12 protein-coding genes are annotated in these 16,843 nt (G+C 44.1%); 11 read left to right on the forward strand and 1 reads right to left on the reverse strand.

Annotated features, from left to right (window positions below; all coding sequences use genetic code 11):
* The first annotated feature begins 7 nt into the window (after positions 1-7).
* From D0T87_RS06825 to D0T87_RS06860, 8 genes are all read left to right on the forward strand, one after another.
* Positions 8-1,918 carry a glycoside hydrolase family 97 protein gene (locus D0T87_RS06825; protein WP_163174119.1) on the forward strand — a complete coding sequence of 637 codons (1,911 nt, stop codon included), beginning with the start codon at positions 8-10 and terminating at the stop codon, positions 1,916-1,918.
* A gap of 110 nt (positions 1,919-2,028) precedes the next feature.
* A complete protein-coding gene (locus D0T87_RS06830) occupies positions 2,029-4,572 on the forward strand; it encodes a glycoside hydrolase family 2 protein (protein WP_163174121.1) in 2,544 nt (847 codons plus the stop codon).
* A gap of 273 nt (positions 4,573-4,845) precedes the next feature.
* Complete coding sequence (locus tag D0T87_RS06835; protein ID WP_163174123.1) at positions 4,846-7,935, forward strand: TonB-dependent receptor; 3,090 nt, start codon at positions 4,846-4,848, stop codon at positions 7,933-7,935.
* Between the two features lie 11 nt (positions 7,936-7,946).
* The gene (locus tag D0T87_RS06840; protein WP_163174125.1) at positions 7,947-9,581 is read left to right on the forward strand and encodes a RagB/SusD family nutrient uptake outer membrane protein; all 1,635 of its coding nucleotides are present in this window, start codon (positions 7,947-7,949) and stop codon (positions 9,579-9,581) included.
* A gap of 145 nt (positions 9,582-9,726) precedes the next feature.
* Positions 9,727-11,022 carry a family 16 glycosylhydrolase gene (locus D0T87_RS06845; protein ID WP_163174127.1) on the forward strand — a complete coding sequence of 432 codons (1,296 nt, stop codon included), beginning with the start codon at positions 9,727-9,729 and terminating at the stop codon, positions 11,020-11,022.
* Positions 11,023-11,550: 528 nt separating this feature from the next.
* The gene (gene truA, locus D0T87_RS06850) at positions 11,551-12,312 is read left to right on the forward strand and encodes a tRNA pseudouridine(38-40) synthase TruA (protein ID WP_163174129.1); all 762 of its coding nucleotides are present in this window, start codon (positions 11,551-11,553) and stop codon (positions 12,310-12,312) included.
* 107 nt (positions 12,313-12,419) lie between these two features.
* Positions 12,420-13,319, forward strand: a complete 900-nt coding sequence (locus tag D0T87_RS06855) for a DMT family transporter (RefSeq protein WP_163174131.1) — start codon at positions 12,420-12,422, stop codon at positions 13,317-13,319.
* Positions 13,316-14,059 (forward strand): DUF3256 family protein, encoded by a 744-nt coding sequence (locus tag D0T87_RS06860; protein WP_163174133.1) that lies wholly within the window; start codon positions 13,316-13,318, stop codon positions 14,057-14,059. Before D0T87_RS06855 ends, D0T87_RS06860 begins: the two co-directional genes overlap by 4 nt.
* Here the strand turns inward: D0T87_RS06860 and D0T87_RS06865 are convergent.
* Positions 14,033-14,707 (reverse strand): helix-turn-helix domain-containing protein, encoded by a 675-nt coding sequence (locus tag D0T87_RS06865; RefSeq protein WP_163174135.1) that lies wholly within the window; start codon positions 14,705-14,707, stop codon positions 14,033-14,035. The genes D0T87_RS06860 and D0T87_RS06865 overlap by 27 nt on opposite strands.
* Before the next feature lie 234 nt (positions 14,708-14,941).
* On the opposite strand from D0T87_RS06865, the gene D0T87_RS06870 reads away from it, so the two are divergent.
* From D0T87_RS06870 to D0T87_RS06880, 3 genes are all read left to right on the forward strand, one after another.
* Complete coding sequence (locus tag D0T87_RS06870; RefSeq protein WP_163174137.1) at positions 14,942-15,328, forward strand: YbjN domain-containing protein; 387 nt, start codon at positions 14,942-14,944, stop codon at positions 15,326-15,328.
* A gap of 4 nt (positions 15,329-15,332) precedes the next feature.
* The gene (locus D0T87_RS06875) at positions 15,333-16,031 is read left to right on the forward strand and encodes a PspA/IM30 family protein (protein WP_163174139.1); all 699 of its coding nucleotides are present in this window, start codon (positions 15,333-15,335) and stop codon (positions 16,029-16,031) included.
* Positions 16,032-16,130: 99 nt separating this feature from the next.
* Positions 16,131-16,835, forward strand: a complete 705-nt coding sequence (locus D0T87_RS06880; RefSeq protein ID WP_163174141.1) for an OB-fold-containig protein — start codon at positions 16,131-16,133, stop codon at positions 16,833-16,835.
* Positions 16,836-16,843 lie beyond the last annotated feature (8 nt).

Below are 16,843 nucleotides of genomic sequence, written 5' to 3' on the forward strand. Positions count from 1 at the left end.
TATCACTATGAAAAACAAAATAAATACGTGGATGCTGTGTGTTGTTGCGGTACTCTGCCTTGTTTTGGTGTTTATGCAAACGTCATGTGCCGGTGCGGAAAAGAGCATATTATCTCCCAACCGGAATATCCGTGCACAGTTGACTGCTTCTGATGGACAGCTTTTCTATACCGTCTCTTTTATGGGCGAACAGGTAATAGCCCGTTCGCCACTGGGCATCATTATAGATCAGGATACGCTTGGAATGAACTCAATGTTGGGTGCAATGGCCGAAGAGAGTATTAATGAGCGGTATATTACCCGTGGTTTTCATACCGAAGCCATTGATCATTGTAACCAGTATACATATAATATAACTTCCAACGACTCTCAATTTAAAATCCAGTTCAGACTTTATGACGATGGAGTGGCATTCAGATATATCGTACCTAAAGCATATGAAGGGCAATTGCGTACTGTAAACACTGAACTGACCTCTTTTCAGGTGCCTTCCAACAAACCTGTATGGTTCTTTGAGCGTCCAAGCGATTGGAAGCTGAAAACCTATGCCGGCGAATGGACGAAAACTCTATCCGATAGCCTCTATTGTATCTCTCCTAATGGACCCGTGCAAGGTTCAATCCTATTATATGAACTAGGCAATGAACACTATATGGGTATCACCGAAGCTGCCCTATACAATTATAGCGGTATGCGATTGGAAGCCAAAAGCGACTTGTCGTTACAGGCAAACTTTACGGAAAAAGAAGGGTTTAAGGTAGAGAATGATATCACCACGCCGTGGAGAGTTATTATCCTTGCCGATGGACTTAACTCTCTGGTGAATACGGATATCATAACCAACCTCAACCCGGCTCCCGATCCAAAGTTATTTGCTGATACCGAATGGATTAAACCCGGCCGAAGCGTTTGGAGCTGGTGGACCGAACATGATGGATATATGACCCCCGGCTACGAGAAGCAATTCATTGATATGGCTGCCGAATTGGGTTATGAATACACCACTATCGACGAAGGGTGGGAGCGTGTATGGACCAACAAATGGGCGCAACTTAAAGAAATGTGCGATTATGCCCGGACAAAGAACGTAGGTATTTTCGTATGGAAACGTTCCGGAACCTTTTCCGATCCGGTGGATGATTACGCCACAATGGCTCACTTCCTGGATAGCGTTGCCGCATGTGGCGCAGTTGGCCTGAAGATAGATTTTATGGATAGCGAAAGCAAAAAGACCATCGACTTTGATATACGTGCCCTTCAATTATGTGCAGAGCGTCACTTGATGGTTAACTTCCACGGATGCCAGAAACCATCCGGTGAGATCCGTACTTATCCCAATGAAATAACACGCGAAGGAATCCGGGGGCTGGAATTGAATAAGATGAAGCAACCTATTCCGCCGGCTCATAACGTGGCGCTTGTTTTTACTCGCGGAATCCTGAATAACAGCGATTATACCCCTGTTGGTTTTTCCAATCCGGGCAATACCACATGGGCGCATCAGTTGGCTACGGCTTATGCTTTCACTTCACCGCTTCTGACTGTGGCCGAGCATCCGTCTATGTTGCTGAATGATGCGCGTTTGGCTAATGTATTATCATTTATAAAAGAAATACCTGCTACATGGGATGAAACAAAAGTATTGCCGGGTAGCTCTATAGGTGGTACGGCAATTCTGGCACGTCGTAAAGGAAATGATTGGTATGTGGTTGCCTTGAATGGCGATACACCTAAGAGTATGTCTATACCAACCGATTTCCTGCCGTCGGGCAACTGGATTGTTTCATCGGTTGGAGATTCGGCAGAACCATCCGAAGGCTTTGTTCATGGCTCATACGATATGCCTGCTGATGGTATGCCTTTGATTTGCTATTTAGCAGCCGGTGGAGGCTTTGTTGCCAAGTGCACTTTGAAGTAAATAGAGGCAATGTAAACGTTTACGTAAATAAGCGAAAATTTGATTGATTATGGGTATTAACTCCCCTATCTTTGTTTATATCAATTAGCTAAACTCTATACATTTAATACATGAAACAACACTTCAAATCAACCGCGCTTCTGGCATATTCTTTATTCATAGCGATATGCTCTTTTGCACAAGATATTTCCCTGAATGGCAAGTGGAAGTTCAGAACTGATTATAATAATATGGGATATTCCGAACAATGGTTTTCCCCGTCGGCCTCTACTGCCGGATGGGATACGATGGATGTACCCGGATGTTGGAACACCCGCCGCGAATATTCCCAGTATACTGGTGTCGCTTGGTATCAAACTCAATTCAATTATAATGAAAACTTGAATGGCGATGATCTTATCCTCTTCTTTGAAGCGGTTTACAGCGATGCCGAAGTTTGGTTCAACGGAACAAAGCTAGGTTCGCACGATTTCGGATTCACTTCCTTTGAGTTTGATGTAACTCAACTCATTAAGCAGGGAGTAAGCAATACGATTACTCTAAGAGTTGATAATACGTTCAAACTGGGAGCTACCTGGAACTGGGGTGGTATAAGACGTCCCGTAACCCTGCGCAGACTTCCCGCCCAACGAATTGAGGACTTGGTGGTTACAACCAACATCGACTTAAAGAAACGTAGTGCGCAAATAAATGTACTTACCGAATTGCACCAGGTTGCCGATGGCGCTACCCTTATTCTCGAAATAAAAGATGCATCCAAACGTACCGTAGCTACTGCTAAAAAGAAAGTAGCGAATGGTGTGAAAGAACAACCTTTTTCCTGTAACCTGAATAAGGTAAACCTTTGGGGATTCGATACGCCATACCTATATACTGCCGAAGTTTCTCTGGAAGAAAAAGGTAAAACCATCCATAGCGCCTCTACTCGTTTCGGTGTGCGCAAAGTTGAAATAGATGGTTACAAGCTACTCCTCAACGGTGAAAGCGTTCGGTTGAACGGCGCCAACTATGTACCCGAAGACCGTTTTACCGGTAGCACTCTTCCCGAAGAAGTCTTCCGTAAGGATATAGACCTGATGAAAGAATGCGGAGTCAATATGGCCCGCCTTAGCCACCTCGGTTTGCCGAAAGAAGTACTCGATTACATCGACGAAAAAGGGATGCTTATCTTTGAAGAAATTCCTTTGTGGAACAGAAATAAACTACTCGAAGCCGATCATCCCGTACCGATGCGCTGGCTTACCGAGCTTATCACCCAACGCCGCAACCACCCATGTATCATTGGTTGGAGTGCAGGTAACGAGATTGGCCGTTTCAGCGACAATCCGCATATTACCGAATACCTGGTGTCGGCGTTCAAACATATACGTAGCCTTGATCCTACCCGATTGGCTGTATATGTAACCCATACTGCTGCAAGACAGGATAACGAACCTGCGGAACTTTCGGACATCATCATGCTTAACCAGTATGGGGGTCCGGGATTCCACGGGGAAAGAGCTGCGATTGCTCACCGTTTCTATCCTTCCAAACCGATATTCTACTGTGAATACGGGCATAAAATCAATAGTGACGATTTGAATAACAACATTGCAGATTTTGCCGGAATGGTTGAAGGCATGCGCGGGTATGAATACCTGATCGGTGCATCCGTATGGACATTCAATGATTATCGTAGCAATTACAGAGACAATGCCACGGCTGCTACGCAGAACCGTCCGTGGGGTGTGGTCGATGTCTTCCGTCACAAAAAAAGAGGGTACACACTGTTGCAGCGCGAGAACTCTCCTGTAAAGAACCTGGAGTTAAATGTAAGTACCGGAAACGATTCCGGTGCCATCGAAGGAACGATCATCCTGACTCCAAGAGAAACACTGGATCTTCCCGCCTTTAATCTGAGAGGATATAACTTAGCGTTTACCGCGCAAGATATCAACGGTAATACATTGTCGGAACAGTCTGTTTCTTTACCCGAGATCAAAGTCGGAAGCGATGCGCGTAACTTCAACTTTAAACTTGAAGGAAAAGATATAGCCTGGATTACCGCAGAACTTGTAACTCCTACAGGCTATACGGTAGACTTGCGCCGGGAGGAACTCGTAAAACCTGCCGCACCTGTTATCTCGCATGTTGAGGCCGCACAATATAGTATAAGAATTCATTTTGATAAAGCGCCGTCGGCCACACAGTGGTATGCAAGATATGGCATTGGACAGTTAGACCAGCAAACACCGCTTACCATCAATGATTATATCCAGTTCGGTGGTATATATGAAGGCCACCCCGGGAGCCTTGCATATAATACAACCTATTCCGTACAACTGGTAGCCGTTAATGATTGTGGAGAAACCGTCTCGGAACAAACCGCCCAGATCAAAACACTGGCTGCCGAATTGCCGCCTGTGATAAACTACTTACGACAATACAAAGATGAGATACATGTCGGATATCTTTCGGAGAACGCGGATTTCATTTATGAATTCGAATACGGAACCGATCCGCAGAACCTGTCCGAATACATACTCACCACCGAAACCGGAGCCTGTACGCTACCGGCGGTAAAAGGGGAGGCGCCTTATTATCTCCGGGTAAAGAAACGTATCAATTACGGATACGAAAGCCAATGGAGCAAACTCTATAAAGTAAAACTATAAAATAATAAATGATTATCTGCAATCCTCCCCCTGCCCCCTCCAAAGGGGGATACCTTGCGGAACCAACAGTCAGTGAAGCTAAACGCTTTGTAGCGCAGCCTATCCCCCTTTGGAGGGGGTAGGGGGAGGACTGTAGATAATTTAAAAGTAATATTCAAAATTCATAATTTAAAACCTATGTCCGCTTTTGGATAGGATGGAGAGCTAGCCCTGTCTCATCCCTGAACGGACTATATAGTATAGAACTGATGTCTAATCTGAATTTAATAACAAATGAGAAATAAGATTATTATACTAATGCTATGTTTCATAGCCTTACCAGTGATATCTCATGCACAAGGAGTGGGTAGAGATATAAGCGGTACAGTGAAAGATGAGGAAGGTTTGCCGTTGTCGGGTACAACCGTCCACATTAAGAACGCAAGTATCGGCGCTATAACCGATATGGATGGTAATTTCTCCATCAAGGCATCTAATAAAGATATCCTGATCTTTACCTTTATGGGGTATCAGACACAGGAGATACCGGTAGGAAATAAGAACAATTTTGTTGTGGATATGGTGCCCGATAACCAGATGTTGAGCGAAGTAGTTGTAGTGGGTTACGGCCAGCAAAAGAAAGTCAACCTCACCGGAGCCGTTGCATCTGTCGACCTTAACGATGTGGACGGAAGAGCACTGGTTAGCGCCGAACAAGCCTTGCAAGGTAAAGTTCCGGGGATAAACATTGTACAGAACTCCGGTCGCCCGGGCGATGATGGTGCCTCTATTCGAATCAGAGGGGTATCGTCTATCGATAATAACAACGACCCATTGGTTATTATTGACGGTGTGGAAGGAAATATCGGCGATGTAAGTCCCGGTGATATCGCTTCCGTTTCCGTACTGAAAGATGCGGCTTCGGCTTCTATCTATGGTTCGCGTGCTTCGGCCGGTGTAATCATCATCGAAACAAAGAAAGGAACAACGGGTAAAGGATTGCAGATTGAATACAATGCAACCGGATCGATCACCCAGGCCACCCGCTTGCCAAAAACGGTAGACTCTTATACCTATGCTACACTGTTGAATGAAGCGCGTGCAAACGTAGCTTTGCCACCAACTTATAATGAAGAACAACTGGAATACTTCAAGAATCAGACTAGCCTGGCTTACCCAAGTACCAATTGGTATGATCAGTATTTCAAGGATGGATACATGCAAAACCACAACTTGAGCCTTAGGGGTGGAGAGCAAAGATACAGATATTCGGCATCCGTTACCTACCGCGATCAGGAAGGTATCCTTATCGGAACCTCTGCCGACCGCTTGTCTTTCAATACCAATCTGAGCGGAAATGCATACAAAAACCGTTTGCGCTTCAGTCTGGGTGTGTCCGGATATAATGAAAAGAACAAAGAACTGACATCGCCTACCAACTCGGTTATGGCAGAGATAGCAGGTTATTTACCCACTATATTTATACGGGGTACCGACCCTCTGACAGGCGAAGAAGACCTTTACAGTTACAATGCCCGTTTCATTGCCGCCAAGGAACTGGGTGGAGGAACAAACCGTAAAATGACCAACCTCAACCTGAAAGGAAGCATAGAGGTTGAACCGATTAAGAATCTGGTAGGAAAAGTAATGTTGAGCAACAATGTATATAAGACGGATTATGTGAATTTCTCGCCGGAGTTTTATACCGCCGGTAGTTACGAGCAGGCTACCATCAGTAAGCGTGAGTCATTGCTTGAAAAGAAGTTTGTAAACAGCGAATACAACACCTTGTTTACTTCGCTAAGCTACAGTATTGATTGGAATAAGCATAAAGCAAGCGTTTTACTTGCCCACGAGCGGTTGGAAACCATCTACAAGTACGACCAGGGCAATGTAAAAGACCTTTCGACTAATGCTCCGATCTTTAATTTCGGCGACCCGAATACGGCATCTCTGCTTTCCAATGCCTGGGAAACGGCTACACTGTCTTATTTCGGACGTTTGAACTACTCTTATGCCGATAAATATTTGTTGGAAGTGAATATGAGACGGGATGGTTCGTCGCGTTTCTCGGAGGATAACCGCTGGGGTAACTTCCCTTCCGTGTCTGCCGGTTGGCGCATCACACAAGAGCCGTTTATGAAGAACATCAAGAAGTTTATGGAACTTAAAGTGCGTGGTTCATGGGGTAAGCTGGGCAACCAGAATATTGAATCGAAATATGCTTTTGCCGATGTAATGAGTGGTTCGGAGTATTATGCTTTCGGAAACAAAGTGGTACCGGGCCGTGGAACGACTACACTGGCCAATAGAAACACCCGTTGGGAAACCTCTCAGCAGCTCGACTTTGGTTTTGACGCTGTATTGTGGAACAGATTGAACATTACCGTTGATTATTTCCGCAAAGAAACGAATGATATCCTGGCACGCGTAACCATTCCACCTTCACTCGGTGCTACCACACAGCCATATCAGAATGTAGGTGACATGGTAAATAAAGGTGTCGAATTGAGCGTTTCCTATAAATCGAAGTACAAACCCGATGGGTTCAACTACGAAGTGGGTTTCAACTGTAGCTATATCACCAATGAACTGACCAACCTTGGACCGCTTGATTTTATTGACCACTCCTCGTCTATGCGTAGTGCCGTGGGACAACCGTTCTCGTCTTATTACGGGTATAAGGTAGAGGGTATTTATCAGGTTTCCGATTTTACATGGCAGAATAACAGTGATGCTTCCATTGCACATGCCGACCGCCAGTATAAACTGAAAGAGGGTCTGCCCGATCCATCGGGTATCATGACCAATCCGGCACCCGGAGATATTAAGATAAAGAATGTAAATGATACGGACGATGTGATTAACTCGGATGATAAAACCTTTATCGGAAATCCGATGCCTAAATTCCAGTATGCCATCAATGTGAACTTAAGCTATAAGAATTTCGGTTTGGGCATTATCGGTCAGGGTGTGGGGCATACGGATGCGTACATGAACGGTAACCTGATTGCGCCATTCTATAACACAAACGGTCCTATCCGTAAGAATATGGTAGAAGATCGCTGGACGTTTGACAATCCGTCTACCAAGTACCACCGGATATATTCAGACAAAGGCCGCGACGCTTTGGTGACCAGTTACAATATTTACAATGCGGCTTACTTCCGCTTGAAGAGCGTTCAGCTTTCTTATACGGTGGATAAGAAATTAACCGAGAAAGTAGGTATCAACCGCTGCCGTGTATTCCTGACGGGCGAGAACTTATTGCTGCTCACCAACTTCGTCGAAGGTTTTGACCCAGAGAGAAAGTATAATGCGGTTTCTGCGGCATTCCATCCACAAGTGGCAACCTATTCGGTAGGTGTCAATATTAACTTCTAAAAGTAAAGGTTATGAAAACAATAAAATATATAGTTCTGGCTTTGGCTCTGGCGTTCGTGAGCTGTGAAGGAGATTTCCTCGATCGTAAGCCAATAGACTTCCTGGCTCCGGATAGCTTTAATTCGGAAAAAGATATCAAAGAGGCGGTTAACGGTATATATCGTGCTTTCTTGTCCAACAAACTGGAACCGATATATCTGGACTTTATGGTAGACAACGGATTCATGGCCGATTACCGGAATATGTTTGAACGGGTGTACGACAATGAAACGAACTTCGTAGTCAACAAATGGTCGTGGAATTATAAGATTATTCTTCGTGCCAATACCGTACTGCACTTTATTGACAATGTGTCTATGCAGGAAGCTACTTATAATCAGTATAAAGGTGAGGCTATGTTCCTGCGCGCACTGGCTTATTCCGACTTGTTGATCTATTACGGTAGCGCGCCATTGCGCACGGAACCCGAGGGACTGGAAGGAGCAAACAAGGAACTGTCTTCCCGCGAGCAACTTACCGAGTTTGTGCTTAAAGAACTGAAAGATGCTGCCGAACTTCTTCCGCCAACCTATGCTGTGACCGATAGGGGGCGTGCAACAAAAGGTGCTGCTCTGGCCATCAAAGCGCGTGTGTTGTTGTTCAATAAGCGGTATTCGGAAGTTATTGCAGCTTGCGAAGAGGTGCGGGCGTTGGGTGTATATCAGATTATGCCCGATTATAAAACGCTGTTCCTGCCCGAAGGTGAGGCAAACAATAAGGAAGTGATATTCGATAAACAACATGAAACGAACTCACCATCTTCTATCGGTTTGTCGAACGACTGGTACACGTATTTCTATAGCTGGTTTGGATATCAGTCATGCCTTGGATTGTATGAGCAGTTCTACTCTACCAACGGAAAGTCGATTAAAGATCCGACCAATACGTTGTATGATGATAAGGTGCTGACAAGTCAGATCGTGGCTCCGTCTACATTCATAAAGAACGGTGGTTTCGATACCCGGTTCCAGAATCGCGACCCGCGCATGAATGCTACACTGGTAGTGCCTTATACTGTCGATGCTTATGATAGAACATCGGGTGCGCCGTGGGTATATTATCCGAAATCTAAAGGAAGTGCAAACTTCACCAGCTTCCGTATCCGGAAGTATGTGGATTACTCTAATAATGGGGTAGCGGCCATTTCGGGTACCAATCCTGTGATTATTCGCTACGCAGATGTATTGTTGATGGAAGCGGAAGCGTATATTGAGCGTGCCCTGGCCGGCGGCGAAGCGTATGACGATGCGCATGTACGTTCGCTGATTGACCAGGTTCGCCAACGCGAAAGCGTGAAGATGCCGAAGGTTGAGAATGCGGAAGGCAAGAACCTTGCTCCTGAAAAGATGAGAGAGATTCTCCGTCATGAAAGACGTGTTGAATTTGCATTCGAAGGGTTAAGATTGTTCGATGTGATTCGTTGGGATGATGGTGCTAATGCATTTACCGATTTCAGAGGGTATAATCCCGGTAAGCTGGGACAAACCGCTGCCGATGGCGTAGTGTATGAAGAGGTGACGGTGTTTAAACGTACCTTCGATCCTTCGAAAGGCTATTTGTGGCCGATTCCTAAAACGGAAACGGATTCGAATAAGGCAATAAATTAAATAATCTGTTACCGATTTCTGGTTCCAGATATCGATGACGAATCTTGTACTGGATATCGTAGGGGCGGTTCGCGAACCGCCCAATACACAGAATATACAGAAAAACATTTTCGGGCGGTTCGCGAACCGCCCCTACATTTACCCTATGAAAACCAACATACTTACTTTACTCACAGCTTTATTCTTGCTTTGGGCTTGCCCCGCAATAGCCATAGCGCAAATCTCCGAGCAGAACCCCGAAGCCCCGGCAGGCTATAAACTCGTTTGGGCCGATGAATTTGACTCCCCCAAACTAGACGCTTCAAAATGGAAACACCGCATCGGCAAAAGCGGCACTAGCTACCAACGTGCAGAAAACGTCTCTATTTCTGATGGCAAACTCGTTATCGACCTGAAGAAAGAAAAACACCAGGACATGGAATATACCGGCGGTGGCATCATCTCCAAATTCCCCGTTAAGTACGGCTACTTCGAAGTCGGCGCCCGACTGGATACCGGCTACGGATGGCACGAATCCTTTTGGACCACCTGGATGAGCGGCTTTGACGACAAGCGTCCCGAATTTAAGAACATGCCCCGACTGGAAATCGATTGCTTCGAGCACTATACCCGCCACGATGAACATATATTCTCCTACGGCGCCATCCAATGGTATCCCGAACATGGCGATGTAAACCGGGACTTCGTTACCACCACCGAAGACCTGTCGCAAACCTACAACCGCTTCGGTTTCGAGTTTACCCCCGATTATATGAATTACTATTATAACGGACGTCTGCTCAAAACCATCAATACCCGCCAGCTACCTCAGCACGAGCAATACCTTTGGTTGACTTGCATCGCCAACCAACCCGATGCCACCCCATCCGGTACCGTATATTTCGATTATATCCGTTGGTATGAGATTTCCAAAGAAGATTACGACACCCGGAAAGCGGCTTTTGTTGAATATCTCGATGCCTTCAAAGGTCCCCAAGCCTCTTCGGGTACCGACCTGTGGATAGAAGCCGAAGACTTCCCGGCCGTGAACACCTGGACGAAAAAACAAGACCAGAATAACATTATACTAGCCGGTGTGACCAAAGAAAAAGATAAATTCTTCCACGTGAACGATCTTAAGGCCACCACAAATCTTAAACTAAAAGAGCCCGGTGTATACCATCTTTGGGTACGTTCGCGCGATTATTCCGAGTCTCCGGCAAAGCGCAAGTTCAAAATGATCATCAACGGAGAGCTTACCGAAACCGATTTCGGCAAGCACGGTAAGGAAGGATACGAATGGGAGTATGGTGGCAGTTTCGACCTACCCAAAGGTGCCTTGGTACTGGATCTGTTGAATACCTCCCAATATTATGTCCGCGTAGATAAACTACTCCTAACCACCGATGCCGATTTTAAACCATCCGGTATCGGAGCAAAAACCAATGTGAAGCATAAGTAAAGTAAGCTTTGTTGGGAGATAGAACAGCAATCGGAGCCAAATAGAACAGCAATCAGGGGCAAATAGAACTGCAATCGAAACTTCGTGCAAGTTCCCTGAGATATAAAAGACCCGGGTGTTTCCAGGCAAAAGACCCGGGTCTATCGGACTAAAAGACCCGGGTGTTTTGACCCGAAACACCCGGGTCTTTTTTGCTCCATGCAAGTGGATCTGCGCTAGCCTTATTACAGTTTGCGACCTTTATTCCTATTATACTAAGAACGAAATCTTATGCTTCTTTTTCATTCCGCTATAGCTTTTCATTCTGTTTATTCGCTCAAATGTGATACTTGTGATATTAGTGTGCAACTTCTGTATAATATACAATTTTCTAAAAGCCCTTATTCATCAGCCTCTCGGAAGCCTATGTCAGATATGATACTTTTTTTCAAAAAAAACAATATGTACAGGTGAATCCGGTAGTAAAATTAGTCCCATTCTTTACAAGAAAGTCGTACCTTTGCACCCGAAAACCAAAAAACATAGAACGTGCAACGATATTTTATCTATCTAGCCTACGACGGAACGAACTATCACGGTTGGCAAATACAACCCAATGGAATCAGTGTGCAGGAATCCCTGATGAAGGCATTAACCACCTTCTTACAAAAAGATATTGAAGTGATTGGTGCCGGACGCACCGATGCCGGCGTACACGCTTCACTGATGGTAGCTCACTTCGATTACGACGGCGAACCCCTTGATACAGTACAAGTTACAGAGAAACTAAATCGCATCCTGCCCCAAGACATCTCCGTATTCGATGTTTGCCCGGTGAAGCCAGACGCCCATGCCCGTTTCGATGCCGTGACTCGTATATATAAATATTACGTAACTACCCATAAGTTCCCATTCAACCGGCAATACCGCTATCGCATTCATGGTTCACTGAACTTTGACTTGATGAACGAAGCCGCCCAAACCCTGCTCGAATACTCGGATTTTACCAGTTTCAGCAAACTGCACACCGACGTAAAAACCAACAACTGCAACGTACTCCACGCCAAATGGACCCAAGAAGGCGAAAACAACTGGGTATTTACCATTCGTGCCGACCGCTTCCTGCGCAACATGGTTCGCGCCATTGTAGGTACGCTACTCGAAGTTGGTCGCGGCAAAATGACTGTTGAAGAATTCCGCAAAGTCATTGAACAGAAAGACCGTGGCAAAGCCGGAACTTCTGCTCCCGGACATGCGCTTTTCCTGGTTGATGTGGAGTATCCGGAGGAAATATTTAAGATTTACGATTAGACGATTTACGATTGAAGTAACCAGGTAAATCATTAACAAAGTTACTTCAATCGTAAATCGTAAATCGTCCAATCGTAAATAAAACAATCGTTAAATCGTAAATAAAAATGTGGTTATTCCTGGCCTTTTGCTCGGCCGTATTGCTGGGCTTTTATGATGTATTCAAAAAGCAATCGTTGAAAGACAATGCGGTTCTTCCTGTACTGTTCCTGAATACCATCTTTTCCAGTTTAATATTTCTGCCTTTCATCCTGGTTTCCGCTTTTGCTCCCCATATATTGGGAGATACCATTTTTAACGTTCCGGTAGCAGGGTGGGAGACACATAAATACATCATTATCAAGTCCTTCATCGTCCTCTCGTCCTGGATATTCGGTTACTTCGGCATGAAACATCTACCACTAACCATAGTTGGTCCAATCAACGCTACCCGCCCGGTGATGGTGCTTGTAGGTGCCTTGCTCATATTTGGCGAACGCCTGAATCTATATCAATGGATTGGGGTAACCCTGGCTATTATCTCTTTCTTTATGCTTAGCCGTTCCGGCAAGAAAGAAGGGATCGACTTTAAACACAACAAATGGATATTCTTTATCGTCATGGCGGCCATCATGGGCGCCATCAGCGGCTTGTACGACAAATACCTGATGAAGCAACTCAACCCCATGCTGGTGCAATCCTGGTACAATGTCTATCAGGTATTCATTATGTGTCCTATCATCCTACTGTTGTGGCTTCCCAAACGTAAAACCACTACACCTTTTCGTTGGGACTGGACCATCATCCTGATCTCCATATTCCTTTCCGCGGCCGACTTTGCTTACTTCTACGCTTTGAGTTATGACGATTCCATGATTTCCATTGTGTCTATGGTACGCCGTAGCAGTGTAATTGTTTCCTTCCTGTTTGGTGCCTTGGTGTTCCGTGAAAAGAATTTAAAAAGTAAAGCAATTGATCTGCTGTTGGTGTTAATCGGTATGATATTCTTATATTTGGGCACGAAATGAAAAATATGAAAAAGATACTCCTTGTTATATTCCTATTCTTAGCCCCTTTCGCCTTACAGGCTCAGGAAGCTAAGACCCTTTTCAGTAATATCCCCGAAGCCGTATTACCATTACTTTCTTCCGTGAACCGGGCAGACTTTGTGGACTTCCTCGAAAGCAATATGAAAGCCGAAGTAAAGAATAAGTTTGGAGGTACTTCGGAAATGACAGATCTGACTTCTGATTATATCCGTATTCAGATGACATCCCGAAGTACATGGGAGATGAAAACATTGGCAGTGAATGACTCAACAAAGATAATCTGTACGGTATCCACCACTTGCGCTCCGGTTTGCGATAGTGAGGTACGCTTCTATGCTGCGGATTGGAACGAAATTCCTTCTTCCTCCTACCTGACACCTCCCGTTATGGATGATTACTTCCAATTGCTTGATTCGGCAAGACTTGATGATTATACAATTTACCGGAGCAGAATGGATATGTTACTTGCTAAAGCCAGTCTGTCAAAAGAAGATAATACGCTGACTTTCACTTTAACTACTCCTGAATATGCGGGTAAAAGAAGTGCTGATGATGAAAATGAAATCGCTAACATAGACGAGTTTCTTCGTAAACCATTAGTGTTTGTTTGGGAAAGTGAACCGGATTCAGGTAGTTATCAGTTTACAGCCTCACCCCAGCCCTCTCCTTTGGAGAGGGCTGGGGTGAGGCTTTCACTCCTGTCTGTACGACGCCTTTAGTATCCAGTATTGTGTGTCTTCTGTGTTGATATCAAAGGGATATTCAATCCAGGTGTTGAGTGATAATGATATATTGTTATCTTTTTCTTTATATACTCCCCATTTTATGCCTTCGGCGTTAACCATGATGCCTAACTTCCCGATAATCCGGTGAATGTTCTCCTTTACCACTTCCTCATAGATCAGAATATCTCCATTCTTATAATCGAATCCGCTGGGTAGGTTTTCCTGGTTCTCTACTTCTATGGCGATTAACTTAAACTTCGAATTACTGGGTACGGTGATTTGGGGTAACGAGCTTAAGAACTCTTCGCTCATAAATTGAGCAATATAATCATTTATATATAATATAGGTATATAAGGAACCTGCGTTAACTGCTGTGTTACTTTTAGCTTTTCAGTTTCCACTACCAATGCAGTGTTGTAGTGCAACAATTCATTTACCGACAATTCTTTTTCTATAAGGCTGGTTAGCGGAATGCTAAAATAATTAGCAATCTTCACCAATGTCTCTATTTTAGGCTCTGCACGAAACTCTTCATATGACGAAATGTTGCCTCTGGTAAGGTGAAACAGGTCTGCAAAGGCTTGCTGGCTCAACCCCTTTATATTCCTTATCTTTTTTATGTTTTTACCTATCTTTGTCATTATTTTGCTAAAAAAGTTTGCAGATTAAATTTCTTTGCCTATATTTGCTAAAAGCATTTGCAAATCTAAGATTTAATTTGCTCAAAAACAAGAGAAATGAGGGAAATTAATGATTTACTGTAGGGGCGGTTCGTGAACCGCCCAATGCCCGGAAACAATTTTCGGGCGCTTCGCGAACCGCCCCTACAGTATTCCTATACTGAACTGAATAGAAACAAGTAAAACCATAAACAAATGTTCAGAAAGATAGAAGAATATATCACAAGGTTGGGATACTCCATCTCATACCAAAGTAAAGCGGATGGTATCTTTTGTATTGAGAATGAACCCGATGGTATCAAGAATCTCATTGTCGGTGTTGCTCCTCCCATCCTTATTATGGAGCAGTACATCTTCACCCTTAAAAGTGATGATCCTGAAATCCTGAAAGCCTTGTTGAAGAAGAACAGGGATATTATTCACGGTGCTTTTGTGCTGGATGAAGAAGGACGCAAAGTAATCTTCCGGTATACGATGCAAATCGAGAATCTGGATATAAATGAATTCGAAGGAGCATTGAACTCATTAGGTCTGCTCCTTGGCGAATACTACGAACAAATTATTGAATTCTCTAAAAAATAAGACTATGAATATCTTCAAAAGACTATTAAGAATCGGCAAGGCGGAAATGCATTCCGCAGTAGATAAGATGGAAGATCCGATCCGTATGACCGAACAAGGCATCCGGGAAATGAGAGAAGATCTGGATAAAGCAATAGAATCTTTGGCGCAAATCAAAGCTATGGCTATACGTGCTAAAAACGATAAAGCTAAAAAGCAATCCGAAGCACAAGACTATGAAAATAAAGTTGTTTTGCTGTTGACCAAAGCACAGAAAGGTGAACTTGAGATGGCGCAGGCCGAACGGTTGTCAACCGAGGCATTAACATTGAAAGACAATCTACTGGTTGAGGCAAATGCGTTGGATGAGCAACAGAAAACACATGAAGCTGCCGCCGCAGGTATACAACAAAATATTGATGTGTTGAAGTTCAATATAACCAAATGGGAGAACGAACTGAAAACACTTAAATCGCGTATCCGTGTGAGCCGTGCAACTAAGGAAGTGAACAAGCAAATGGCTATGATCGACAGTAATAGTACCATTAGCATGTTGCAACGAATGAAAGAAAAAGTAGAAGAAGAGGAGGCTCTTGCACAGGCTTATGGTGAGATTGGTGGCGCAAAATCTACCGTAGACGATGAGATTAATCAGGCCATCGGTGCGGACAATAAAGTCAGTACCGAGCTGGATGAGATCAAGAAAAAGCTGGGAATCCAATAGCCCTATGATAGTGGATTTTCAAGTAATAATATTATCTTTGGCTCTCATAATATTGTCATTGATTATTTTGATTCTATCAATCATTTCTATATTACTACTATGACCGAACTACTGCACAACCTGACACATCCGTTGCCCAATGCGGTTATGACCGTTGTCATGGCTATACTCGTGATTTATTGGTTGTTCGTATTCTTTAGTGGTGCCGGATTGGACGATCTTGACCTGGGGTTCGACTTTGATGTCGATATTGACGCAGCCGAACCCGAACCGGTTGATGTTGACGCTGATGGTGGTGCTGACGATGTAGAACCTTCAACAGAAAAGTCGCCGGGATTCTTTATGAAGTTCCTGAGTTTTATGAACGTGGGTAAGGTACCTTTTATGCTGATTCTTTCCACACTTAAATTCTTTATGTGGGTAGGTACGCTCATAACCACTTCGTTCATTAACATTACAGGGTGGGGCACGCTGTCCGTACTAATCCTTGTTCCTTTGTTTTTCGTTGGATTGTTTTTTACTAAATTATCTACTAATCCTTTAGTGAAACTCTTTAAAGAAATAGGCTATAAAGGCGAAGAAGCGATCGACTTTCTAGGACGTTCCGGAAAGATGGTTTCTTCGATTAAGGATGATAAGATAGGCTGTGCAGAAGTGATTGTCGATAAAAACCCAATCAAACTCAACGTGAAGAGTATAGACGGTGAAGAATTGAAATATGGTGATTATATCATCATTGCTGACGAATCGGATGACAAAAAGCTCTATCTGGTGAGCAAAGAAATTAGTATTCGGAACATATAAACAAAATT

Source organism: Bacteroides sp. 51 (assembly GCF_010500965.1).
Lineage (GTDB): Bacteria > Bacteroidota > Bacteroidia > Bacteroidales > Bacteroidaceae > Bacteroides.

Bases quoted from the DNA above. Each gene is read 5' to 3' on its own strand.
- D0T87_RS06860 (WP_163174133.1), top strand. From the start codon at position 13,316: ATGAAAAATATGAAAAAGATACTCCTTGTTATATTCCTATTCTTAGCC.
- D0T87_RS06855 (WP_163174131.1), top strand. From the start codon at position 12,420: ATGTGGTTATTCCTGGCCTTTTGCTCGGCCGTATTGCTGGGCTTTTAT.
- D0T87_RS06880 (WP_163174141.1), top strand. From the start codon at position 16,131: ATGACCGAACTACTGCACAACCTGACACATCCGTTGCCCAATGCGGTT.
- D0T87_RS06875 (WP_163174139.1), top strand. From the start codon at position 15,333: ATGAATATCTTCAAAAGACTATTAAGAATCGGCAAGGCGGAAATGCAT.
- D0T87_RS06865 (WP_163174135.1), bottom strand. From the start codon at position 14,707: ATGACAAAGATAGGTAAAAACATAAAAAAGATAAGGAATATAAAGGGG.
- D0T87_RS06825 (WP_163174119.1), top strand. From the start codon at position 8: ATGAAAAACAAAATAAATACGTGGATGCTGTGTGTTGTTGCGGTACTC.
- D0T87_RS06845 (WP_163174127.1), top strand. From the start codon at position 9,727: ATGAAAACCAACATACTTACTTTACTCACAGCTTTATTCTTGCTTTGG.
- D0T87_RS06840 (WP_163174125.1), top strand. From the start codon at position 7,947: ATGAAAACAATAAAATATATAGTTCTGGCTTTGGCTCTGGCGTTCGTG.
- D0T87_RS06835 (WP_163174123.1), top strand. From the start codon at position 4,846: ATGAGAAATAAGATTATTATACTAATGCTATGTTTCATAGCCTTACCA.
- D0T87_RS06870 (WP_163174137.1), top strand. From the start codon at position 14,942: ATGTTCAGAAAGATAGAAGAATATATCACAAGGTTGGGATACTCCATC.
- D0T87_RS06830 (WP_163174121.1), top strand. From the start codon at position 2,029: ATGAAACAACACTTCAAATCAACCGCGCTTCTGGCATATTCTTTATTC.